Annotated in this window: 24 protein-coding genes and 1 tRNA gene; 7 read left to right on the top strand and 18 right to left on the bottom strand. The window is 65.3% G+C overall.

Going from position 1 to position 22,939, the window contains the following annotated elements:
• Positions 1-128: 128 nt before the first annotated feature.
• Together NGM29_RS08105 and NGM29_RS08100 are read left to right on the top strand one after the other, a co-directional pair.
• Positions 129-2,621: a DNA topoisomerase VI subunit B gene (locus NGM29_RS08105; protein ID WP_254160011.1), complete on the top strand. Its 2,493-nt coding sequence runs from the start codon at positions 129-131 to the stop codon at positions 2,619-2,621.
• Complete coding sequence (locus NGM29_RS08100; RefSeq protein ID WP_254160009.1) at positions 2,618-3,706, top strand: DNA topoisomerase IV subunit A; 1,089 nt, start codon at positions 2,618-2,620, stop codon at positions 3,704-3,706. Before NGM29_RS08105 ends, NGM29_RS08100 begins: the two co-directional genes overlap by 4 nt.
• A gap of 3 nt (positions 3,707-3,709) precedes the next feature.
• Here NGM29_RS08100 and NGM29_RS08095 read toward each other — a convergent pair whose 3' ends face one another.
• The 7 genes from NGM29_RS08095 to NGM29_RS08065 form a co-directional block, all read right to left on the bottom strand.
• Positions 3,710-4,702 carry a DUF8108 domain-containing protein gene (locus NGM29_RS08095; protein ID WP_254160007.1) on the bottom strand — a complete coding sequence of 331 codons (993 nt, stop codon included), beginning with the start codon at positions 4,700-4,702 and terminating at the stop codon, positions 3,710-3,712.
• A 77-nt stretch (positions 4,703-4,779) separates the two neighbouring features.
• Complete coding sequence (locus NGM29_RS08090; RefSeq protein ID WP_254160005.1) at positions 4,780-5,478, bottom strand: MBL fold metallo-hydrolase; 699 nt, start codon at positions 5,476-5,478, stop codon at positions 4,780-4,782.
• A 75-nt stretch (positions 5,479-5,553) separates the two neighbouring features.
• Positions 5,554-6,558: a D-2-hydroxyacid dehydrogenase gene (locus NGM29_RS08085; protein ID WP_254160003.1), complete on the bottom strand. Its 1,005-nt coding sequence runs from the start codon at positions 6,556-6,558 to the stop codon at positions 5,554-5,556.
• A 56-nt stretch (positions 6,559-6,614) separates the two neighbouring features.
• Complete coding sequence (locus NGM29_RS08080; RefSeq protein WP_254160001.1) at positions 6,615-7,409, bottom strand: enoyl-CoA hydratase/isomerase family protein; 795 nt, start codon at positions 7,407-7,409, stop codon at positions 6,615-6,617.
• A 201-nt stretch (positions 7,410-7,610) separates the two neighbouring features.
• The gene (locus NGM29_RS08075) at positions 7,611-8,648 is read right to left on the bottom strand and encodes a DUF2332 domain-containing protein (protein WP_254159999.1); all 1,038 of its coding nucleotides are present in this window, start codon (positions 8,646-8,648) and stop codon (positions 7,611-7,613) included.
• A gap of 230 nt (positions 8,649-8,878) precedes the next feature.
• Positions 8,879-8,960: transfer RNA gene (locus tag NGM29_RS08070), tRNA-Ser, on the bottom strand.
• Between the two features lie 30 nt (positions 8,961-8,990).
• Positions 8,991-9,746, bottom strand: a complete 756-nt coding sequence (locus tag NGM29_RS08065; protein ID WP_254159997.1) for a hypothetical protein — start codon at positions 9,744-9,746, stop codon at positions 8,991-8,993.
• Between the two features lie 78 nt (positions 9,747-9,824).
• Here NGM29_RS08065 and NGM29_RS08060 point away from each other — a divergent pair, with 78 nt between their 5' ends.
• A complete protein-coding gene (locus NGM29_RS08060) occupies positions 9,825-10,040 on the top strand; it encodes a hypothetical protein (RefSeq protein WP_254159995.1) in 216 nt (71 codons plus the stop codon).
• A gap of 31 nt (positions 10,041-10,071) precedes the next feature.
• Here the strand turns inward: NGM29_RS08060 and NGM29_RS08055 are convergent, their stop codons facing one another.
• The 3 genes from NGM29_RS08055 to NGM29_RS08045 all read right to left on the bottom strand — a co-directional run bounded on the left by NGM29_RS08055 (position 10,072) and on the right by NGM29_RS08045 (position 12,622).
• Positions 10,072-10,551, bottom strand: coding sequence for an ester cyclase (locus tag NGM29_RS08055; protein WP_254159993.1), 480 nt, complete (start codon positions 10,549-10,551; stop codon positions 10,072-10,074).
• A gap of 81 nt (positions 10,552-10,632) precedes the next feature.
• Positions 10,633-11,814: a redox-regulated ATPase YchF gene (locus NGM29_RS08050; RefSeq protein ID WP_254159991.1), complete on the bottom strand. Its 1,182-nt coding sequence runs from the start codon at positions 11,812-11,814 to the stop codon at positions 10,633-10,635.
• Between the two features lie 76 nt (positions 11,815-11,890).
• Positions 11,891-12,622, bottom strand: coding sequence for a GNAT family N-acetyltransferase (locus tag NGM29_RS08045; protein ID WP_254159990.1), 732 nt, complete (start codon positions 12,620-12,622; stop codon positions 11,891-11,893).
• Positions 12,623-12,816: 194 nt separating this feature from the next.
• On the opposite strand from NGM29_RS08045, the gene NGM29_RS08040 reads away from it, so the two are divergent.
• On the top strand, positions 12,817-13,257 hold the full coding sequence (locus NGM29_RS08040) for a hypothetical protein (protein WP_254159982.1): 441 nt from the start codon (positions 12,817-12,819) through the stop codon (positions 13,255-13,257).
• A gap of 102 nt (positions 13,258-13,359) precedes the next feature.
• Here the strand turns inward: NGM29_RS08040 and NGM29_RS08035 are convergent, their stop codons facing one another.
• The 6 genes from NGM29_RS08035 to NGM29_RS08010 all read right to left on the bottom strand — a co-directional run bounded on the left by NGM29_RS08035 (position 13,360) and on the right by NGM29_RS08010 (position 19,532).
• Positions 13,360-13,899 carry a DUF8100 family protein gene (locus NGM29_RS08035; protein WP_254159980.1) on the bottom strand — a complete coding sequence of 180 codons (540 nt, stop codon included), beginning with the start codon at positions 13,897-13,899 and terminating at the stop codon, positions 13,360-13,362.
• A 55-nt stretch (positions 13,900-13,954) separates the two neighbouring features.
• Positions 13,955-14,311 (bottom strand): DUF8055 family protein, encoded by a 357-nt coding sequence (locus tag NGM29_RS08030; protein WP_254159978.1) that lies wholly within the window; start codon positions 14,309-14,311, stop codon positions 13,955-13,957.
• A gap of 4 nt (positions 14,312-14,315) precedes the next feature.
• Positions 14,316-15,992, bottom strand: a complete 1,677-nt coding sequence (locus NGM29_RS08025; protein ID WP_254159976.1) for an NAD(P)-binding protein — start codon at positions 15,990-15,992, stop codon at positions 14,316-14,318.
• On the bottom strand, positions 15,989-17,593 hold the full coding sequence (locus NGM29_RS08020; RefSeq protein WP_254159968.1) for an electron transfer flavoprotein subunit alpha/FixB family protein: 1,605 nt from the start codon (positions 17,591-17,593) through the stop codon (positions 15,989-15,991). Before NGM29_RS08020 ends, NGM29_RS08025 begins: the two co-directional genes overlap by 4 nt.
• 2 nt (positions 17,594-17,595) lie before the next feature.
• Entirely contained in the window at positions 17,596-18,459 is an 864-nt protein-coding gene (locus NGM29_RS08015; RefSeq protein ID WP_254159966.1) for an electron transfer flavoprotein subunit beta/FixA family protein, read from the bottom strand.
• 218 nt (positions 18,460-18,677) lie between these two features.
• Positions 18,678-19,532 (bottom strand): polymer-forming cytoskeletal protein, encoded by an 855-nt coding sequence (locus tag NGM29_RS08010; RefSeq protein WP_254159964.1) that lies wholly within the window; start codon positions 19,530-19,532, stop codon positions 18,678-18,680.
• A gap of 153 nt (positions 19,533-19,685) precedes the next feature.
• On the opposite strand from NGM29_RS08010, the gene NGM29_RS08005 reads away from it, so the two are divergent.
• Entirely contained in the window at positions 19,686-19,880 is a 195-nt protein-coding gene (locus tag NGM29_RS08005; protein WP_253433691.1) for a DUF5800 family protein, read from the top strand.
• Positions 19,881-19,886: 6 nt separating this feature from the next.
• Here NGM29_RS08005 and NGM29_RS08000 read toward each other — a convergent pair whose 3' ends face one another.
• Positions 19,887-20,468 (bottom strand): NUDIX domain-containing protein, encoded by a 582-nt coding sequence (locus tag NGM29_RS08000; protein WP_254159962.1) that lies wholly within the window; start codon positions 20,466-20,468, stop codon positions 19,887-19,889.
• Between the two features lie 218 nt (positions 20,469-20,686).
• Positions 20,687-21,313, bottom strand: a complete 627-nt coding sequence (locus NGM29_RS07995; RefSeq protein ID WP_425499256.1) for a methyltransferase family protein — start codon at positions 21,311-21,313, stop codon at positions 20,687-20,689.
• Between the two features lie 89 nt (positions 21,314-21,402).
• Here NGM29_RS07995 and NGM29_RS07990 point away from each other — a divergent pair, with 89 nt between their 5' ends.
• Positions 21,403-22,074 (top strand): helix-turn-helix domain-containing protein, encoded by a 672-nt coding sequence (locus tag NGM29_RS07990; protein ID WP_254159960.1) that lies wholly within the window; start codon positions 21,403-21,405, stop codon positions 22,072-22,074.
• 99 nt (positions 22,075-22,173) lie between these two features.
• The gene (locus NGM29_RS07985; protein ID WP_254159958.1) at positions 22,174-22,884 is read left to right on the top strand and encodes a phosphoribosyltransferase family protein; all 711 of its coding nucleotides are present in this window, start codon (positions 22,174-22,176) and stop codon (positions 22,882-22,884) included.
• Positions 22,885-22,939: the final 55 nt, after the last annotated feature.

Genomic DNA, 22,939 nt, shown 5'->3' with positions numbered 1-22,939 from the left:
CGCTTCGAGCGCGCAGAGACGGAGCGAACGGAACGCGTGGAACGAGCGAGTAGCGGCCGCCTGGAGCGTCGATCACTTTCACTACGGTAACGCACACCTTTTACCCCCGCCGCTACAACAGAACGACGATGACGTCGCTACAGTCGACACTCGGCGACGAGCCGGGGATCGCCGAGGAACTCGCTGACAACCAGCGAGCGATCTCCATCGCCGAGTTCTTCGAGAAGAACAAGCACATGCTGGGCTTCGACAGCGGTGCTCGCGGGCTCGTCACGGCGGTCAAAGAGGCCGTCGACAACGCCCTCGACGCCGCCGAAGAGTCCAGCATTCTCCCCGATATCTACGTCGAGATCCAGGAAGCCGACGACTACTATCGCCTGATCGTCGAGGACAACGGACCGGGAATCACGAAAGAATCGCTCCCGAAGGTCTTCGGGAAACTCCTCTACGGCTCTCGTTTCCACGCCCGCGAACAGTCGCGCGGTCAGCAGGGGATCGGTATCTCCGCGGCAGTGCTCTACTCTCAGCTCACGAGCGGCAAACCCGCGAAGATCACCAGCCGAACCCAGGGCTCGAGCGAGGCCGAGTACTTCGAGTTGATCGTCGATACCGACGAGAACGAACCCGAAATCAGCGTCGCAGAGACGACGACCTGGGATCGCCCCCACGGCACCCGGATCGAACTCGAGATGGAGGCCAACATGCGCGCTCGCGCCCAGCTCCACGACTACATCAAGCACACTGCGGTCGTCAATCCCCACGCCCGCCTCGAGTTGCGCGAGCCCACGGCCCACTTCAAGTTCGAGCGCGCCACTGACCAGCTCCCCGAGGAGACCGAGGAGATCCGCCCCCACCCCCACGGAGTCGAACTGGGCACGGTGATCAAGATGCTCGCAGCGACCGACTCCCACTCCGTCTCGGGGTTCCTCCAGGAGGAGTTCACCCGCGTCGGCAAGAAGACGGCCGACTCGATCATCGACGAGTTCCGCGACCGCCACTTCGGCCGCGAGATGGCCTGGAAGCCGCCCGCGAGCCACGAGGCCGCGGACGTCGCCGCCGCCGTCGAGAACTCCACCGCGAACAAGGGGGCCAAAGCGACGACCGACTTCGCCGAGGGAATCGCCGACACCGTCTCGAGCCGGGACCGAATCGCCCACCACGAACTGTCGACCGTCGTCGAGGAGGTCGCCGACGAGGTCGGTGACGAGTACGGTACGACGTTCGGGTCGACCGTTCGCGAGAAGGCGCTCGAGTCGGCGTGGGCCGCCCTCGTCGGGCACGATGAGGCGGACGAAGAGGACAATCAGGACGACCAGGACGGCACAGACGCCACGAACCCGGAAGACGTCTCCCGAATCGTCGCCGACCTCTACGAACTCAGCGACGACGCGACGAGCACCCGAAAGGACGACGAGGTCGTCCACGCCTTCGCCGTCCGCCTGGCCGGGACGTTCGAGGACCTCGAGGACGACCGCCATCGGCTCACCCGGAAGGCTCTCGAGTCCGCCGTCGACCGGGCCGCGGACCTGACCGAGGAGTACGACGACGTGGCGTTCGGCGACACTGCCCGCGAGAACGTCGTCGAAGCAATCTGGGACGTGATGGTGACCGTCCCGGACGACACGCCGCTCGTTCGCGAACTCGCGAGCGACCGGGACGCCGCAAGCGACCTCGTCGAGGGGATGCGAGCGACGAACATCATGGCCCCACCGACGCGGTGTCTCTCGCCGATCACGGCAGGCCTGGTCGAAGCCGGGCTGAAAAAGGAGTTCGACGCGGACTTCTACGCGGCGGCGACCCGCGACGCGGGTGTCTCCGGCGGTGACCCATTCATCGTCGAGGCCGGCATCGCCTACGGCGGCGACCTCCCGGCCGAGGGAACCGCCGACGTCCTCCGGTTCGCGAACCGGGTGCCACTGGTCTACCAGCGCGGCGCCTGTGCGACCACCGACGTCGTCAAGAGCATCGGGTGGCGCAACTACGGCCTCGACCAGCCCGGGGGCTCCGGGATACCGTCTGGCCCCGCCGTGATCATGGTCCACGTCGCCTCGACGAACGTCCCCTTCACGAGCGAGTCCAAAGACGCCATCGCGAACGTCCCCGAGATCGAAGACGAGATCGAACTCGCCATCCGGGAGGCCGCCCGCGAACTCAAGCGCTACCTCAACAAACGGCGCTCGATGCAAAAACGCCGGCAGAAACAGAACGTCCTGGGTAAGATCCTCCCCGAGATGGCCGAGAAGGTCGCCGAAGTGACGGGGCGCAACCAGCCCAACATCGACGACGCCGTGGCACGGATCATGAACAACGTCCTGGTCGAGCGTCACCTCGAGGACGGCGACGGCGGCGGTGATGGCGACGCATCGACGGTCAAACTCGTCGTCGAGAACCACTCGAGCACGAACGAGACCCTCGAGATAACCGACATCGTCTCCGCAGAACCGCAGAACCTCTCCGACGGTGCCTCGGCTGTCGAGATGGACGGTGAGTGGTTCGTCTCCTGGGAAGCGGACGTCCCCGGTGGCGAGGAGGCGACTCTCGAGTACGAAGTGTCGAGCGAGGCGTCGTTCGACATCGACGTCAAAGGCGTCGACGCGGAAAAACTGACGATCACATCATGAGCACGGACGAATCACAGGCCAGAGCACAGCTGATCGACCTCGCCGCCCAGTTCTACGACCAGTTCGAACTGGGCGAGATCCCCCACATGGAGGTCCCTACCCGATCGAAGAGCAACATCGAACTCGACGAGGAGGCCAACGTCTGGGTCTACGGCGACCGAACCTCGACCCGGAGTGCGAACTCCGTTCGCGGCGCCCGGAAGCTCCTCAAAGCCGTCTTCACCATCGAGTTCCTGGCAAATCAGCTCGAGGAGGATCGCTCCTCGACCCTGCGTGAACTGTACTACCTCTCGGAAAGCTGGGACAACGAAGAGGCCCAGTTCAACGACCAGGACGAGTCCAACGGGCTGGTCGAGGACTTAGAGATCGTCTCCGGGGTCACCCGCGAGGACTTCCACATGCGCCCGGAGGAGTCCGGCGCGAAGGTGATGGGGCCGCTGCACATCCGCGAGCAGACGAAGCGGGGCGACCGCGACATTCACTGCCAGCTCGACGTGGGGCAAGGCGGCTACCAGATCCCGAATAATCCCGACACGATCGAGTTCCTCGACCACGATGCCGAGTTCGTCCTCTGCGTGGAGACCGGTGGTATGCGCGACCGGCTCGTCGAGAACGGCTTCGACGAGGAGTACGACACCATCATCGTCCACCTCGGGGGTCAGCCCGCCCGAGCCACGCGCCGACTGACGAAGCGCTTCCACGACGAACTCGACCTCCCCGTGGTGGTGTTCACCGACGGCGACCCGTGGTCCTACCGCATCTTCGGCTCGGTCGCCTACGGCTCGATCAAGTCCGCCCACCTCTCAGAGTATCTGGCGACGCCCGAAGCGCAGTTCATTGGCATTCAGCCCGCCGACATCGTCGAGTACGACCTCCCGACCGACCCCCTCTCGGACTCGGACGTCAACGCCCTCGAGAACGAACTCACCGATCCCCGGTTCCAGACCGACTACTGGAAGGAACAGATCGAACTGCAACTCGAGATCGGGAAGAAAGCAGAGCAGCAGGCGCTCGCCTCGCGCGGCCTGGACTTCGTGACGGACACGTACCTGCCGGAGCGACTCGAGGAGATGGGCGTCCTCTGATCGTCAGTTCGTTTTCATTTCGGATTCCGTCGCTTCGGTCGCCAGGCCGTCGTCGGCTTCGACTCCGTCGTCTACCTCTAGCGCATCGCGGATCGAACTGGCGGAGGGATCGGCGTAGGCACAGCGGTCGCAGTAGCAGTTCGAGCCCTCGTTCGTCGTGACGATCGGAACGCCGGCGACGGCCAGTTCCTGCCGATAGGTTCGTTCGACGCCGTCGACGACCGGCTCGAGGCAGCCCGTGCAGCGTTTCTCGGGGGCGTGAACGCTCCGCTCCTCGATCGACCTCGTCCGGCCGTTCGTCGTGATCGGTTTTCGGCGCTCGAGGCGGCCCCTGGCCGGTGGCGAGACGACGATTCCGGTACCGAGAGCGAGCGCGCCGACCAGGAATCCGCCGAGACTCGTGCTCGAGGCGACGATCCAGAGTCCGAGTGCGAGGAGGGCGAGTGACACGAACGTCGAGAGCCACCTCGAGCGTCGTGTCGGTTCGTTTCCCGCTCGAACGGACGGACTCGCCCGCTCCCGAGTGGGCGAATCCGCCGACGGCGAATCGTCGGCGTGGAGCACTGTCCGCTCGGTTCGGTCGTAGTAACAGATCGCCGCGTAGATCGCGTTCGCGAGTCCCATCGTCCACCAAACCGTGATCGCCGCGATCAGCAGGTGAGTTCGCGTGGAGCCGAGGCTCCGTCGCACGAGGGTCGCGCTGTCGTCCGTTCGTTCCTCGACGCGCCAGCCGTCTTCGACGTGTCGTCGGACGCGGCGGCGGAGTCGCGCTCGCTGGTCGGGGGTCGCAGTTGACCGCGGGCCGGACGACCCCCGCGAGCGAACGGCCCACTGCAGCAGTTCGGTCACGGCTCCGCTCGAGGCGGCTCGGTCCCTGCTGGAATCGCCGACGTCGCCGTCGACGGCCGTCCCACACTGGCCACAGAAGTTCGCTCGCCTGGAGAGCCGTTCCCCACAGGATTCACAGAACCGACTCGAGGCTCGAGATCCGTCCATCATCGGTGAGTACGGGTCGCGGGACGTAATTGTTGTGGGAACCACATGTTATGCTGACGGTCACGCAGACGGGACGATCACTCGTCCAGGACGACCGGGATGCCTCGTCTCGCCACGTCGAGCACGAACGCGTCGGCGTCAGTCTCGAGCGCCTCGAACGTGTCGTAGTGGATCGGGAGGACGAGGTCAGGACGGATCGCCTCGGCGAGTTCGGCGACGTCGTGGCGATCCATTGTGTAACTGCCGCCGATCGGCGGGAGCAAGAGGTCGACGTCCAGTCGCTCGTGAATCGGGAGGATGTCGCTGTCGCCCGGCCAGAACGCACAGATACCGTCGATCGTCACGCCGAAGCCACAGCCCTCGCCCTCGGGATGGTAGGGCGAGCCGTCGTTGCGGGTGTAGGGCCCGTTCGGCTCGTTGTACGCAGGTGTCGTGAAGAGGTCGAGCGGGCCGAGGACGAACGACTCGTCCTCCCGAACGCGTTCGACCTCGTAGGGGAGGGCCTCTGGTTGTTCGTCGACGCGGTCGATTTCGTCGGCGTCGACGGCCTCGTGGATTACGACGATGGCGTCATCGTGCGCCACGCGCCGGATGCCGTCGGGATCGTAGTGGTCGTCGTGGCTCACGAGGATCAGGTCGCCGTCTTTCGGTTCGAGACCGTCGAGGACGCCGTACCGTCCGGGGTCGATGTAGACGACGGTGCCGGTCTCGCCCTCGAGGCGAACGGTCGCGTAGCCGAGCCAGTCGATGCGAAGCGAGTCGAATGTGACGGTCATAGCGGCCTTTCGGCCAGCGAGTCGAAAAGGGTTGTCGCTGCGGCCGATGCTGGCGACCCGGTTCCGCCCGTTCGGCTACGGCCGGGGCAACACCTGGTTCTCGAGCTCCTCGTACGACCCCGACTCGAGCACGCGTTCGACGTTCCCGGCGACGATGTCCGCCAGGCGGTCGTAGTACTTTGGCGTGTGTCCCGAGTTGTGCGGGGTGATCTGAACGTTCTCGAGCGTCCACAGCGAGTGGTCTTCCGGCAGGGGTTCGGGATCCGTGACGTCCAGCGAGGCCCCGCGGATGCCGTTGCGCCGGAGCGCCGAGACGAGCGCGTCGGTGTCGACGACTGGGCCACGAGCAACGTTGATCACCACCGCGTTCGGCGGGAGGGTGTCGAACGCCGCCGCGTCGACCAGCCCCCGGGTTTCGTTGGTGAGCGGACACGCCAACACGAGGTAATCGGTTCGAGAGAGCGCGTCGTGGAAGTCGTCCGCGTCGAAGCCGTAGACGGCGTCCGCCGGGCCGCCTTTCTCCGGCGTGTAGCGGACGCCCTGGACGTCGACGCCGAACGGCTCGAGTCGCTCGCAGACGGATCGACCGATCGCACCGAGGCCGACAACCGTCACGGTCGAGCCCTGCAGTTCGTGAGCCTGGTAGTGGCGCCACTCACGACGGCGTTGGCGGCGGGACGCAACGTGGAACCGGCGGGTGAACCAGAGAATCGCCCCCAGGACGTGTTCGCCGATGTTGGGGCCGTGGACGCCCGACGCGTTCGTCACCGTGACGTCCATCTCCTCGAGGGTCTCGAGGGGCAGGTGGCCGGTACCCGCGTAGGCGCAGGCGAACAGTTGCAAATTCTCGGCGTGCTCGAGGAGGGACTCGTCGATCGACATGCCGGTGACGATCTCGGCATCTCGGATCGCCTCCCGCTCTTCGGCGGGCGTGTTGGCAACGGTGATCTCGACGTCCGGGTTCGAAACCCGCTCTCGAAGGGCGTTCGCGTACGCCGAGATAGGCGTCCCGTGCGTTCCCTTGCGGAGGACCAGCACCGACGGGCCCTCGCCGCTCCGACCGCTGTCCATCTCGGTCATATTGCTACCCTCACGTCGATTCCTCTTGAACCTGTGGTCGGCCCGGGCTACCTCGATCACTCTCCCCTGAACGTCGGCGACTCCTTCTCGAGGAACCCGCGCAAGCCCGCGGCGTAGTCGGCCGTCGACGCCAGGTCGGTAATTCGTTCCTGTTCCTCCTCGAGGTGGGCCTCCAGCCCGTTCGTCGAGGAGGACGCGAGCAGGCGCTTGATCTCCGCGTAGGCCTTCGTCGGACCGTTCGCGAGTTCCGAGGCGACGGCCCCGAGGCGGTCGTCGAACTGCTCGGAGGCGACGACTTCGGTCGCCAGTCCTAGTTCGACGGCCTCCTCGGCGTCGACCGGTTCGTCCAGGAACGCGATCCGCTGGGCCGTCCGCCGACCGACGAGTCGGGGCAGCAGCCACGTTGCCCCACCGTCGCCAGAGAGGCCGATCTTCGGGTAGGCGTACTCGAACCGGGCATCCTCGGAGGCGATGACGACGTCACCTGCGAGAGCGAGTCCGAGTCCGCCACCGGCGACGACGCCGTTGACCCCCGCCACAACCGGTTTCGGCGCCGAGACGAGCGTCGAGACGGTTTCGTGAAGGGGCGTCGCGATGGCCTCGAGGCGCTCGGCGTCCGTCTCGTCGCCCTCGAACGTCGAGAGGTCCGCACCCGTGTTGAATACGGCGCCGGTACCAGTGAGCACGAGACACCGGACCGCGTCGTCTTCCGCGGCTTCGGTCACCGTCTCGGCGAGCGTTCTGGCCACCGTCTCGTCCATCGCGTTGTGACGCTCCGGTCTGTCGACGGTGATCGTCGCGGTTCCGTCGTCGCGCTCGAGCCGAATTACGTCCGTCTCGGTCTCGGTCATACGCGCCTCGAGGCTCGAGACCGAGAAAAAGGTGAATGGTTACGAACAGGCCGACGGTTCGAGGAGAATCGCGTCCACGTCGAACCCAGCCGTGCTCGTCACGAGTATCGCCGGATTTCGGTATCCCGCAGAGGACCGACGATCGAACGCGGTCGCTCGAGCGCCGTCAAGCTTCGATTCGACGCGAGCGAGGCGTCTCGATCATCGACCGCTATCGGCCAGCCAGCGGATCCACTCCCCGTAGGATTGGTACTCGGTGAGTCGCGTTGCCTCCATTGTCCCGTCGGAGAGGAGGGCGTATCGGTACGTCGGAACCCCACGTTCCGAAAACGGATCGTCCGACAGCCAGTGGATCGGCTGACGTCGACGTTGACTGCACCGGGCCAGCGCGTCTCGAAGCGCGGCGACCCCGTCTTCCTCCAGTTGATAGAGCGTGTGAGTGCTGAATACGCAGGGAGTCGCGTCCTCGGGAAGCCCGGCGATGACGTCGGGAAGGACGTCGAGTGCATCACCGGCGATCACCTTCGGCGGATCCTCCCGAGCCACCTCGATAGCCGCCCTGAGACGCTCGTGACGGCGCCGCTGGTCGGGGATAACGAGCGCCCGCATCCACCGAACGTCGGCGGGATCGGTCACGTCCAGCGGATTCAGGTCGATGCCCAGTCGACGGACGACCTCCGGGCGGGAGTTCGAGAGCGGCGGGGCGACGTCGCCACGAACTAGCGGCTCGATTCGAACCGCTGAATTGGGGCCATAGGAGCCGTACCCGGCGTATTCGTGCCGATAGCGATCCCAGCGGAGGTTGAGTCCGGCGCTCGCCCCGACTTCGACGAGCGCCAGCGAATCGCGACCGGCGATGCGGGAGACGTGTTCGAACGCAGGAACGAGGACCGCCGAGCGACCGACAGCGTTCGTCTGCACGCGCCGAGAGCGAACGATGTCCCGAATGCGCGATTCTCTGGTGAGACAGAACTCGCGAAAGTGAGGGTACGGGTCACCTGCTTCGGGGTCGTCGGTACGCGTCGAGTAAAAATCGGCGAGCGCGTGCTCGTCACCGTCGAGCAAGAGCGCGTGAACGGCTCCAAGAAGGAGTTGCGGGGCGGGTTGACCCGCCGACGCGTCGGCGGCGATGTCGAGGAGGGTGGGGTCGTCGGCCGCACCTCGAGCCAGCCGTTCGTAGAGGGGCGAGACGTCCGACGCCCAGTCGGCGTACCACTCGAAGTCATCCTCGAGGCTCATAGCGGGGGTTAGGAGCGAACCACGGTAAACGTTGGTCAGCGAGCAATCTAGCCTGGAAGTCGCCAAAAGCGTCCAGGCGGTAGCCGGCGGATTCGCTCGTCGGCTGGTCGGTGAGGATGGGATTTTAACCACGGTCGGACGTGCTCGCTCGCGTCGCTCGCTGTGCGCGACCTCCCTGATTCAAATCCCAGCGTTCACGCTTCGCTCCTCACGTCCGTTCGCCGCAGAAGCGGTGAGGATGGGATTTGAACCCATGAGGCTTGCGCCACCTGCTTTCAAGGCAGGCGCGTTGGGCCGCTCTGCCACCTCACCTCGAGCCGCACGTCGTCCTTTTCGACCGACTCAAAAAGCGTTGTCGGTGTCACCCTCGAGGACCGAAAGCGTCCGTTCCGGCGCGACTCGCCCCGCCAGCCGACGGGCTTGAGCCTCTGCGGCCGTCCCGACGAGTCCCCGAGGATCCGTCACCGTCGGCACCCGCGGCGCGAACCCGACCCCCAGGCCAGCGTCGTTCGCTCGAGTCGTCAGCGTCGACACCGCCGGCTCCGCGAAGGCGTCCGTAAAGTCGATCGGTTCCGTGAACGCCGCCAGGTACACGTCCCCGCCCTGGGACGGGCCGAGGACGACCTCGTTCCGGCGTAGCGACATTGCCACGCCGTCGATTTCCGTCCGTCCGACGAGGGGCGCCGTCGGCTCGAGCACCCCAACGCTCTGGACCTCCTCGCGCTCGAGGAGATGCGTTACCGTGTTGCCGACGCGAGCGGCCCGATTCGAGCCGACCTGGCGCTCGAATCGGACGGCTTCGGCGCCGTCAGCGTCTCCGGCGTCCCCGTCGAGAATCTCGAGATTCCCGAGAGCCTCGAGCACCATCCCCCGAACGGCCGCCTCGGAATCGTCGACCGCCACCTCATCGGGCAGAGTCTGCTCGTCGCGGTAGTTGATCAGCAGGTCGCCACCGCTCGAGGCGACGGCGTCCACGACGTCGGCGACCATCGCCCGGTAGTACTCCGGCCAGTCCGCGGCCGCGAACGAGTCGTGCTCGAGCAGCGAGTCGGGAGCCAGCGCCTCGTGGGGCGGGTCGACGGGAACGACGACGATCATACCCGAAATGGGGGCCGCCGCGGCCTTGAAGCCGTCGAAGCCTCAACCTATATACGGCTCTCGAGCGTCGTGTCGGGCATGCATCGTGTCGTCTCCGGTCTCGGGGTTCCGCTCGTGACCGCCGGCCTGGTCGCGGCCGCCCTCTGGACCGTCGTTGACACCTACGTCGTCAGGTCGTACACCGAGTACCTGCTGCCGACGGCTGGCGCCCTCGTCGTCGCCTTCGCGTTCGTCTTCGCGCTGTTCGTCCTGGGCGCGCGGTCTGACCGCTGGCTCAGCAGTCCGTACTGGTAACGGCGGAAAATTCTGCGTGGTAGGTGACGGCTCACGCCACCTTTCGAGTGCGGTCGCCCGACGGCGAGAGGTCCGCCACCGAGAGGATGCCGAGCTGTTCCAGGGCATCCAGGCTGTCCGATTCTTCCCATCGCTCGGTGATCTTCCCGTCCTCGAGTCGCATGAAGACCATGTTCGAACCCTCGAGTCGCTCGCCCGTGGGATTGAATCCCGCGAATGGCCCCTCGTGAGTCCCCGTGAACGTGAATCGTACCGCGACCATGTCGTCTTCGGCGATCACATCCTCGATCGTCACCGTCGCGTCGGGAAACGCCTCGTGCGCGGCCTCGACGTGGCGGACGAACCCCTCGAACCCCCTCGCCTCCTCAGGCGTGAGCGTCTCGTCCGACACCGGATCGTGGTTGACGACGTTCTCCGAAACCAACTCTTCGAGCAGGTCGGTTCGACTCTCGTTGAAAGCTTCCTCGTAGTACCGGCGGACAATCTCTTTGTTCTCTGCTGCAGTGCTCATAGCTAGCTCACCACACGATATAGGCCTCGAGCGCGTATAACGTGCGCCTCAGGGTTTTCTACGGGTCCCGCCGTCGACCAGTCAGGACGCCGTCGAAACGATTTTGATTACGTCACCCTCCTCGAGTTCGTAACTGTCGCTGATTTCCCTCGAACTGCGGGCGTCGACCGCGTGGAGGTAGCCGTCACCGATGTCCGAGTGGACCGCGTAAGCCAGATCGACCGGCGTTGACCCCTGCGCCAGGAGGAACGCGTCGGGGAGCACGTTCCCACTCCCGTCGGACCACTTCGCCGCGTCCTGGACCGGGTAGGCAGTGAGGTGATCGAGCAACTCGTAGACCGCGTAGTCTAACGCGGCCTGGACGCCGGTGCCCTCCCAGCGGGCCATCGTCTCCTGAAGCCCCTCGAGAGCCTCGCACTGGGCGTCGCTGACGTCGCCGGTGATCTCGAAGTCGGCGTCGCCTGGGTCGTAGTCGATCAGCCCGCCCTCGGCCGCGTTCCGGAGCGCGCGCTCGCCCTCGGCCGACGTCGGGATCACGGGTTTGTCGAGGTCGAGCAGTCGGTCGACGTTCTCCTCGGGCGCGACGTCGATCTTGTTCGCGGCGACGACGATCGGCTTGGTCCGCTGGCGGATCTCGGTCGCGAGCGCTTCACGGTCGTCGTCGGTCCACTGGATCGGGTCAGCGGGGTACTCGAGTTCGCGCAGAATCCGGGCGATGTCGGTGGGCGAGGCGCCGAAGCCCGACATCATGTCCCCCAGCACCTCGTCGAGGTCGAAGTCGGGCGAGCGGGACTTTCGCTCGACGCCCTCCCAGTTTCGCTCGACGATGCCGGCGAGCCACATATCCATCTCCGTCTCGATGAAGTCGATGTCCTCGAGCGGGTCGTGGCTCCCGATGTCGACGGGTTCGCCCTTCTCGTTGGTCCCGCCGGAGGCGTCGATCACGTTGACGATCACGTCGGCGTTGGTCAGTTCGTCGAGGAACTGGTTGCCAAGTCCCTTCCCCTCGTGGGCGCCGGGCACGAGCCCCGCGACGTCGAGCAGTTCGATCGGGACGTAGCGCTTGCCGTCGTGGCAGTTCTCGTTCCCGCAGCGTTCCTCGCGCTCGAGACAGGGGCACTCGGTGCGGACGTAGCTGACCCCGCGGTTGGCGTCGATCGTGGTGAACGGGTAGTTCGCGACGTCGACGTCGGCCATCGTCGCCGCAGTGTAGAACGTGGACTTGCCGGCGTTGGGCTTCCCGGCAAGCGCGATCGAGAGCATACCGTCCGTTGCCGGGATCGGGAAAACTGTCTTTCGGTTCTCGGAGTTCGCTGGAGGCGTCCAAACGAAAACGGTGCTACAGTTCGAGGGCCATCATCACTTCGTCGACGTACTCGCCTTCGAGCTTGTAGTGATCTTCGCGAATCGCTTCGACCTCCCAGCCGTGTCTCTCGAGGAAAGCGATGGCGTCCTCGTTGCTCGAGGGGACGCTGTTGTACACTTTCTCGTAGGCATTGCTGCCGGCCCACTCGAGCCCGCGCGAGAGGAGGTGTGAGCCGATCCCGTTCCCGCGATACTCCTCGATGACGCCGACCGTGAGTTCGGCCGTGTGGCTCAGTTTCTCGAGTTCGGGCGCGTGGAGGTGGACCCAGCCGACGACCTCGTCGCCGACGGTCGCGACGAAGAACATCCGCGACTCGAGTTCGTTGTGCCGGAGCAGGGCGTTCTGGTGGTCGACCTCGTCGGCGACGCTCTCGGCGACGATGTAGGTTCGCTCCTCGGCGACCTGCCGAATCGCGCCGACGATCCCCGCGAGGTCGTCCTGGCGGGCCGGGCGAATGTGGAACTCGAGGTCGTCGCTTCGGTACTCCTCCTCGGCCCCTGCGTCGATCGCGACCTGCAGGCGACCGTTGCGGTCCTCGAGTCGGCCGTCGCGTTTGAGGATAGCGACGTGATGGCGGAAGCCGCCGGGGTCGATCCGGAGGCGCTCCTGGGCGTCGTCGGGGTCGACTGCCCCGTGGCGCTCGACGTACTCGTAGATTCGTTTGCGGTCCTCGTGCCCGAATTCGATCTCTTCGGCGAACGTCATGGCATGCTATAACGCACCAGTATACTTAACCGTTGTTCACGGTGATCGCGCCGTCGGGTGCGCGCCTACTTCAAAGCACAAACTATCCACCCCGAACGGTTTCTCCCTCGACTCGAATCCTCGAGTGCGCGAGTCGGCCAGACCGACGGATTGATAACCCGTTCGTGAGAGACCGATACGAGCGCAAACGACGAATGAACGGAATCGATCTACTGGTTGCAGGAATCGCCCTCCCGATAACGGTACTGCTCGGCCTGGTCGCCCACGAGTGGGCCCACGCCCTGGTACTTCGACTCGCCGGCATCGACTACGACGTCGTGTACTTCCCAGACCGACGCGACGGCGTCCTCGCCGCCCTGGCGAGCTGTCCCTGGGCGGCCGTTCACCCCCGACCGACCGGGGACGAACCCCCCTGGCAGCTCCGGACCGCGGCAATGATCCCATTCGTGCTCGCGGTGCCCGCGCTGGTCCTCGCAACCGCGTTTCCAAGTTCGCATCCGGCTGTCGCCGCCATCCTCGTCGGCTGGCTGGCGTGTTCGATCCCCTCCCCGCAGGACTTCTCCGTGGCCTTCTACGCTCACCGCGTGCTCGAGGAGACGGCTGAGTCGGCGACGGTCGCCGCGCGATCGCCGTAACGAACGGGGAGCGAACCGCTTCTTTGGCAGTTGTCCGTTTCCGACGATTCCAGACCCGGTAGTGGAGCGTGGGTCGGCCTCCTGACTCCGCTACAGGTGGTTTCACGGTCGGGATCCACGCCAGAGAACACCAGTTCGACTCGCCGGGTACGCTGTCGCGTACACCACACTCGTGGGAGGTTCGACGAGGAACAGTCCCAGAAATACTGCGGCCGTGAGTGCGTTTCCGATGGTATTCACGAAACCGGGGTGTCCACCCGACCGCGTAAGAATCGGCAAGAGGCCACCGAACGTACCACCGAGGAGTAGTCCGCCCGTCGCGAGCACCGGTGAAGTGGGAACAGCGAAGACAGCAGACGAGTCGACGGAACTGACCATCGTACCCAGATACGCAAGGAATACGAACAGGGTAATTACGAGGGCGAGCTGGACAATCAGGGACTCGCGTGTCGATTCCGCCGACGTACGTATCGCCTCAGGCGATCGACGGACGAACGAGTAGAGCACTAGACCGAGAGCCACAGCCAGCACCCCGAGAACGACCTCACCAATGCCTCCGAAACGCCAGCCCAGAGCCCCCATACCCGTGCCGGCTACGACCAGGGCGATGGTGAGTACACGAAATCGCCGTTCGTTCCCCATACTATTCGAACACTTTCACGGAATAGAAAATACACTGATTCGAACGGTGGCGCCCTTACCGCTCCGGAACCCGCGTCAACAACTGCGCCGTGTGGAAGACGTTTCGCGTCTCGAGCAACACTTCTGCGGCTTCGCGAACGGTGAACTCGGCCTCGAGTTCGACGCCGTGACAGCGGGCGTATAGCTCGAGCCAGCCGTTCATCGACGTCCGCAGGGCGGTCAACTCCGATTCCGAAAACGGGACCATTCGGCCACCCGTTCGCGCCTCGACGTAGAGCCAGATCGCCTGTCCGGCTCCGTCCCGAAGGTACTGCCGTCCGTCTTCGACCGTGGCAGCCGCCGGATCGAACGCCTCGCGGTCGCGTTCGGCCCGGCGCTCGAGAGCGGCGATCCGGGGACCGTACCGGCTCATTCGGCTACCCCTGCCGGAACTCGACGCCCTTCCCGCCGCGGGGGTGTTCCCACTCGGTGTCGGCGACGACGGCACAGGTGCCACACTCGACGCAGGGTTGGGTGTCGAGGCTGACGACCGTCTCCTCGCCGCCGTTGGTCTTGACGGTTTCCGAGCGGTAACAGCCGCCGCCGAAGTCCTCGGCGCTGACCGGGCAGGCGTAGACGGCGGCGCCGCTCGCCTCGACAGAGTTGTCGCGCAAGCGGATGTGTGGATTGCCGACGTCAGTGTCGTAGGTCAGATCGCCGATGCGCTCTTCCAGCGTCGGCGGTTCGACCTCGTTGTCCCAGTGGATCGTCCGGCCCTGCTTTTCCCCGATGATCGACGGCAAGGTGGTGTAGCCCGTCTCCGTGTCTGGTAGCATCCCGACGAGGGTCGGGGAGTTGTAGGCCTTCTCGAGCAGCCGATTCGAGAGCCGATTCCCGACGGCGGCAGAGCCGACCGGCGAGTCGAGGACGCCTTCGATCGCCCGCGTCACGAGGCCGTGCTCGCCGACAGGGCTCGTCATCTCGTAGCGCCGCGGACGGAGTTTGCCCATCGTGCCCGACTGCTCGAGCATCGTCGTGTACCGTCGCCCGGCCGACTCGGGGTCGGCGTTCCCGCGGGTGACCGCGTGGGCGTCGGCCGCGAGCGCGCCCGCGGTGACGGCGTGGTTCATCCCCTTGATGATCGGCCCCTGGGCTTGCATCTGCCCACCGGCGTCGCCGACGAGCACGAGCCGGTCGCTGTAGGGCTCGCGGTGGGCGACCTTCTTCGAGTCGGGAACGAGTTTCGCGCCGTATTCGAGTTCGACGTACTCTTCGTCGAGCCACTGGGCGAGCAGTGGGTGCGTGAGAAGAGCGTCGAGCAGTTCGTGTGGCTCGGCCTGCTCGGCGACGAGGCTGTCCAGGTGGAAGACGGTCCCGATCGAGAGGGTGTCTTCGTTAGTGTAGAGGAAGCCGCCGCCGCGGACGTCCTCGAAGAGGTCGCCCGAGAAGAGGTGGGCGACGCCCTCGCCCTCCTCGATGTCGAAGCGGTCGTTGATGACCTCGGGGTCCATCTCGACGACTGCCTTGACGCCCTGGAACCACTCGTCGGGCTCCTCCCAGTCCATCAGGCCCGCGTCGCGTGCGAGTTCGGAGTTGGCGCCATCGGCGGCGACGATGAAGTCGGCCGTGATGGGGTCGAGTTCGTCGCACGTGACGCCCACGATCTCGCCGTTCTCCCGCAGCAGGCCGTTGACGCGCACGTCGGTCAACAGCCCGCCGCCGGTCTCGCTCGTCAGTTCGTGGACCCGGTCCTCGAGCCAACCGTCCATCCGACGCCGGAGGACGGCATCACACCACTCGGTGTCGTGCTCGTGGAGGTCGGTCAGGTCGTAAGACTTGACCTTCCGACCAGCGATGTTGTGGATCTCGTAGTCGGTGATCGGACGTTCGGCTGCTTCCTCCCGGAAGTTCGGGAAGAAGTCGTCGATCGTGTACGGCGCGGACTCCTCGGCGTAGATGAGGCCGCCGGAGACGTTCTTCGACCCGGCCTCGACGCCACGCTCGAGGACGAGCGTCTCGATGCCGTGTTGAGCCAGTCGCGCCGCCGCCGCGGCCCCGCCAGGGCCACAGCCAACGACGATCGCCTCGTAGTGTTCGTAGTCGCTCCCTGTCATTTGTCTTCACCTCCGTCGGTCGCGGCCTCCATCGGTAACTCTCCGAACTTCACCGCCTCGGTGAGCCGCGGCAGCACGTCGAAGAGGTCGCCCTCGATGAAGTAGTCGCTGAAGTCCCTGATCGTCGCCTCCGGATCGGTGTTGATGGCGACGATGGTGTCCGACTCGTCCATGCCGACCTTGTGCTGGACCGCTCCGGAGACGCCAGCGGCGATGTACAGCGGTGGTGCAACGACTTGCCCCGTCTCGCCGATCTGGCGCTCTTCCTTCGAGTACTGCTCGACGTGGCCCTCGAACTGGTAGGACGAGGTGACGATGCCCCGGGTGATCCCCAGAGCGGCGTCCTCGAAAGCATCGGCCAGTTCGAGGCCGAGTTCCATCCCGAGAGTTGGGTCGTCGCTGATACCGCGTCCGAGACAGACGACGACCTCGTGACCCGTGAGGTCGACGCCACCCTCGAGGGTGTCGTGTTCGGTGATCTCGACGCTGAACCACTCGTCCTCGAGGTCCATCTCGTGTTCGACGACGAGTCCCTCGCGGTCGTAATCGGGCTCGGGGACGTCGAACGTCCCCGGAATCACGGAGGCCCCTTGCGGGTGGAAGTCCCGGTCGGGATTGTCCAGACAGAGGATCGTCGAGTACTCGAAGCCCGAGAAGTCCGGGCGCTTCATGTGGAGCACGCGGTCGAACGTCTTCTTGACGCCGGGTTCGCCGGTCTTGACCGGGTTCGAAATCTTCTCGGGTTCGATGAACAGATCCGAGCAGTCCGAGGCCAGCCCCGAGTCGAGTTCGCCCTGGACGAGCGCCGAGAGGTCCCGTCCGTTGTTCGTCGCCGGGTAGAGGGCGTAACGCGGTTCGTCGTAGTCACGCCAGTCGGTGCTCTCCTCGCTCCCCTGCCCGCGGGCCATGTGCGCTGTGATCCGGGTGAAGGGCGTGTGCAGGAATCGCTCGAGGCGGTCGTCCTCGTGGTAGACGGCGACGTCGGCCCCGTAGGCGATGGTCTCCTCGGCCAGGTCCCGACAGTCGTCGCCCATGAGGAACGCGACGACGTTCTCTTCCTCGTACTCCTCGGCGTAGTCGTCCATCAGCTCGCGGGCCTTCCCGAGCATCTCCTTCGAGACGTCGAGCAGTTCGCCCTGCTGGGTCTCACAGAACACCCACATGTCGCGGTAGGTGCCGCCCTGGAGTGCGCGGACGTGCTTTTTGTCTCGAGTTGGGTGGGAGAGTCCGTCGTCTTCTTCCTCCTCGGCATTCGCTTCGTCCTCGTCTGCCGCTTCGTCCGCTTCCTCCTCGGCATCCGCTTCTTCCACTGCCTCAGTCGTCTCGTCGGACTCGGACTCGGTCTCTACTTCCTCCCCTTCGGCGTCCTCGCCGACGTCCTCTCGCGTCTCCTCGTACTCGCCTTCGGTCTCGTCGTCGGTTTCGGTCCCGGCGTCCTCGCCGAGCACCTCGAGCCGTCGCTCGATTACCTCACGGGCTGTCTTCCGGTTCTGTCCGGTCTGTTCGGCCTCGAGGACCGACTGGACCGTCTCGAGGTCGTCGACCGCGTCCAGTTCGCCGCGCAATTCGCCTACCGTGTACTCGTCCGGATCCAGTGTCATGATCAGTCACCCGTCGCAAACGGCTGCAGTTCCTCGAGAACCTGTCCCATCCCGTCGTCGTCTCCCGGATCGACCATCGTGGCCTCTCGCTCGGAGGGCGCCTTCGGGATCGGGTCGACCGAGGAGACGATGGTGGGCGACCCGTCCAGGCCGATATAGTCCGGATCGAGATTGAGGTCCTGGTGGTTCCAGGTCGTCAGTTCCTCCTCGTGGTCGGCCACCCGCTCCTGGGTCTCGGCGCGGAGTCGCTTGTGCTCGAGGCGGTGGGCTGCCTTCCGGTAGGTCGGCTCGAATTCCGGATCGGCGATGACGACGCACGGCAGGGGCGCTTCGACCGTTTCGATCTCGTCGACGTCGCCCTCGACGAGACGCTTCGCTCGCAACATTCCCTCGTCGGGGTCGATGTCCAGGGCCAGGACGTGGGTGACGATCGGCCAGTCGAGACACCAGGTGGTCTGCGGACCGGTGTGGCCCGTCTCCCCGTCGGCCGTTTTGAAGCCCGCAAACACGAGGTCGACGTCCGCGATCTCCTCCTGGTACTTCTCGATCCCCGCCGAGAGCGTGATCGCGGTCGCCCACGTGTCCGACGCTGCGAGTTCCCGGTCCGAGAGCAGGATGCTGTCATCGGCGTAGACTGACTCCATCGCCTCCTCCAGAACGCTCGCGTAACTCGGCGGCCCCATACTCATCCCCGTGACGTGGCCCCCGTGGCGGACCTTCGTCTGTAGGGCGGCCTGGAGTGCGAAGTAGTCGTTCGGGTTCATCACCGTCGGCGTCTTCCCCCGCTCGAGGTGGCCGTCCTCGTCGAAGGAGACGGCTCCCTCCGAGAAGTCCGGGACCCCCTTCGTCAGCACTATCGATCGCATACTCGCCTCCACTCACGTGGTATGGTTGTTCGTATCATGCCTAGTACGTTCCATCACAACAGGTGTTATTAAGAATGGTGGTGAAATCCGCTGACGTGGCGGTTTTTTTCGAGATACGAGCCGGTTTTTCCGACGCTCGCGGCGGTAGCACGTGCTCGACGCGTCACACTGCGGTCGTCAGAACGATCTTTACGAGCCGTCCACGCCACTCGAGCGCGCTACTCGAGGTCGCGCTCCGTCGTCCGCATCGTGATTTCGCCGCTGGCCCGGATCGAGCCGTCGACCTCCGCGCCGGGGTTGAGTTCGAGGTCCGAACAGGAGACGTCGCCCAGCACACGAACGTCGGGACCGAGCGCGACGGCGCCGTCTCGAGTCGTCACGTCGCCGTGGATGCGGGTTCCTTCGCCGACCGAGATGTCGCCTCGAGCCCGGAGGCTGCCGAAGACGTTGCCGTCGGTCCCAACGGAAATCGTCTCCGCGCGGACGTTGCCGTGGAGTCGACAGTCGTCGCCGATCCGGGCTGGCGTCGAGACCCGCCAGGCGTCGTCGCTGACGGTCGCGTTCCGCGGGATGACGAGCGGTTCCGTTTCGGGTTCGGCGTCGTCGTCGACGACCTCGGAGATGAGTTGCTGGGCGGCGTCCTCCTCGCCGATCAGGAGGAGGTGTTTGAGGTACATGAACAGGAAGATGATCGTCGGCATCGGGTTGCGGATGACGATCCAGCCGTTTGCCTCGAAGCCCTCCTCGATGTCGACGTCGTCGCCGATGTCGAGGTCGCCCGCGACCTTGAGTTCGCCACCGACGTGGACGCGCTCACCGAGGTAGGCGTCCTCGCCGACGAGGACGTTGTCGGCCACCTCACACCACATGTCGAGTCGACAGTCGCCCTCGGCTTCGATCGATCCGCCGAACTCGGCGCCCTCACCGGCGAGGACGTTTCGCCCGCGAACGCCGAACTCGACCGTCGACCGACCGCCGACGAGTACGTCGCCGCCGGTTACGAGGTCGTGCTCCTCGGCTTCCGTCCCCGTCGGCACGACGAGTTCGTCGAGCGGATCGCTACTGAACGCCACACTCTGAGCCAATGTGACCCCCGGGTAATAAACCCCGCGCGAACGTCTGACGGACGGCAGACGGGGCCTCGAGCGCCGAACGCAGGCGAGGTCGAGCGGGCGGACGCCCCGCAGTTCGCATCTTTTTTGCTCGCGCGTCGCTTCGATGGCGGTATGACCACACTCGCGTTCGACGATGCTGGCGTCGACGTCGTCTACGAAGGAACCGAGTTTCGCCTCGAGCGCGCCCTCATCGAGGAAGCCGTTGGAAAACCCTACCCCGAGGTGACCGACCACGAGGTGCTGCAGATGGTGGCCGAACAGCCGAATCTCCAAGGCGAACCGCGGCGTATCGCGGACATCATCTGAACCCAATTAGCGCGAGGCGTTCGACCGCGTATCGAGTGCCGACCTGGCCTCCCCGAGGAGCCACGGCAAACTCTCGTCACCGAACCGGTCCACGTGTGACTCCCTGAGGACGGACGCCGAGGACTCGAAGTCGTCGGGGGTGAAAAAGCGGGCGTCCGTCGCGTCTGACCTGGCCTCGAGGGTCCCGCTCGTCTTCGAACGAGGGACGGCGTACTCGACGTTCACCATGTACTGTTCCGGAACCGGTTCTCCCGCCTCGTCGTGGAAATACACGAGGTCGTTGGGGTCGACGACGAGTCCGGTTTCCTCCTCGAGTTCGCGGGCGACGCCTTCCCGCATCGATTCGCCGAGTTCGACTCGTCCGGACGGCAGTTTCCACTCCCCCGAGGCGCGAAAGTCCTCGACTAGGAGCAGGGCGTCGCCGTCGACGACGACAGCGCTCCCGCCCGGCGTTGGGTTGTAGAAGACGTAGTCGTCGCACGACTCGCAGCGGTAGACCATCGACGTCTCGACCCTCGAGTGCATCGGCGAATCGACGCCCTCAACCGGCGACCCACAGTAGGGGCAGAACGATGGTGGTTGATTCATGGTAACACAAACCATTCTGTAGTGTTGTAATACTTCCGTGGGATTGTTTGTGATAGATTTCAGCACCTGAATCACTTTGTGTCAAGGTTGGTTCCTCTCAGAGATGGTGAAGTAAACGAACCGGCCGTGCTGCATTTCTTCTCTGAGAATTGCACGCTATCGTTGGCACTCCAAACACGCCGGCAAACGGGTGAACCGGTCTTCCGGTTCGAGCCCCATCAGGTCGCCGAGTCCGAACCACGTCGGTCGCTCGAGAGCCGCCGAAACGTTCGAACGCCGACGAAGCGTGGCGTCGAGGCGGCGTACCGTTCGTAGGCCTCGCCGTACTGCTCGCGGAGCCACGGCTCCTCGGCCAGCGGCAGGAGGAGCCACCAGGAGACGTACAGGGCGCAGAGCGCCGACACGAGCGCGGAGTTCGCCAGCAGCGCGAATCCGACCGTAGCGACGAGGTAGGCGACGTACTGCGGGTTCCTCGAGTAGCGGTACCAGCCGCCGGTTCGCAACTCGCCGGTCAGACCGACGGTCTCCTCGCTTCCCAGATCGCGTCCAGCGGCGAGTGCGGCGACGAAGCCAGGGACGAAGAGCACGAGGCCGGCGACGAGCGTCGGCGTTCGCGGGAGGTCCAGGCTGTTCCAATCGAGGACGGCTACCGCGAGCAGAAATACGGAAAACGTCTGCGCGAGCGTCCACTGGGCGTAAAACCGCCAGTCGCGCTCGCCGGGCGGCCAGTAGTCGGCGCGACCCGCAATCGTCGCGAACACGCCGACGAAATTGAGCGATAACGCACTCGCGGCGACGACGAACGCGAGTCGTTCCGGTGTGTCGAGCGGAATCCAATCGACCATGGTGGTCAGTTGCGCCGCGGATTCGATCGGCATTATCACGAATTGACTAGTGTGTTTATATCCACTCGACCACTCGAGACGAACGAACCGTGAAGTCGCTCTCCGTGGAACTCTCCCAACCCGACTGGATGCTCCACCCGATGCAGCGATTCATCAGGGACGGCGACGCCGTTCGCTACGAGGAACTCCAGGCCTGGAACGTCGACGCCCGCCAGGACGGCCTCGAGTACGAACTCTTCTACGCCGAGGCCGACCACGAGCCCTACGAGGAGGCGCTCGAGTCCACGGAATCGATCCGGTGGTACGATCTGACGCCGATCGACGACGACTCGTTTTACCTCTACGTCTGCCAGGAGACGCGCGAGGAGGACGTCCGCTGGCGCGAGGCGTTCGCCGCGCTCGACCTCGTCGTCGTCCCGCCGATCACCTACGACGAGTCCGCGGATTTCGGGTTGACCGTCGTCGGCACGGGCGAGAACCTGCAGGCGATGCTCGAGGGTCTACCCGAGTCCATCGACGTCACCGTTCGCTCGATCGGCGAGTACGACCGTCGCCACGCCCCCATCGCGGACGCGCTCACCGACCGACAACTCGAGGCCGTCGCCGCGGGCGTCGACGTCGGTTACTTCGAGGTGTCCCGCGAGGCTGGCGTCGCGGCCGTCGCCAGGAAACTGGACTGCGCCTCAAGCACGGCGTCGCGCCTGCTCCAGCGAGCCCAGGCCCGCCTCGCACGGCGACTGGTGGCCCGGTATCACCGGTAGCCGGATCGCGCCCTCGAGGCCGATTTACCCACGCATGTGGTGGTCTCTCGCGAACATACCGATCGAAATATACATGCTTGTGGAATCGTGCTTACACGCATGAACCGAGCCGAAAAAGCCGCGCTCCAGCTGCGAGCGGTCGACGTGTTGCGAATGCTCAAGGAAACCCGGACGTACGACGAACTCGCCGAAGCGACCGGCCTGCCGGCGGGCGACCTCAACCGTTACGTCAACGGGCACGTCCTCCCCGGAACCGAACGCGCCCGCGAGGTGGTCGAGGAGGTCGGTCGCGAGGCGCTGGCGGCCGAACTCGAGGCCCGCATCCAGGTCGACTCGGAAGGGTACGTCGACAACTCCGGAGCGGTCTTCGACCAGCCGTTTCTCGACCTCGCCGCGCCCGTCGTGGCCGACGCCTTCGACTTCGAGCGCCCCGACGTCGTGCTAACGGCCGCCACCGACGGCATCACGCTGGCCGCCTCGCTCGCCAGCTACTACGGAACCCGCTGTGCGTACGCGAAAAAGAGAAAGGAGACCGCCGTCGAGGACTTCTTCGAGGCCCGCGAACGCCTCGAGTCGGGCATCGAACTCACCTACTACCTGCCTGCGGCCGCGATCGACCCGGACGATTCCGTTCTGGTCGTCGACGACCTGATCCGATCCGGCGAGACCCAGGAACTGCTCTTGGACATCGTCGAAACGGCAGGGGCGGAGGTCGCCGGGGTCTTCGCGCTCATCGCTGCTGGAAGCGATGGCATCGAGCGCGCAGAGGGTCGCACGGAGGCGCCAGTTGGGTCGTTGACGACGGTTTGAGGTCTCTTTTCGCTCTCGTCCTCACTATCTCGCTCTCCTTTCGCCCTCGTTCTCG

Origin of the sequence: Natronosalvus rutilus (assembly GCF_024204665.1) — an archaeon.
GTDB lineage: Archaea > Halobacteriota > Halobacteria > Halobacteriales > Natrialbaceae > Natronosalvus > Natronosalvus rutilus.
Note: the sequence above shows the minus strand (reverse complement) of the source record. Positions and strands in the feature narration are given on the sequence as shown.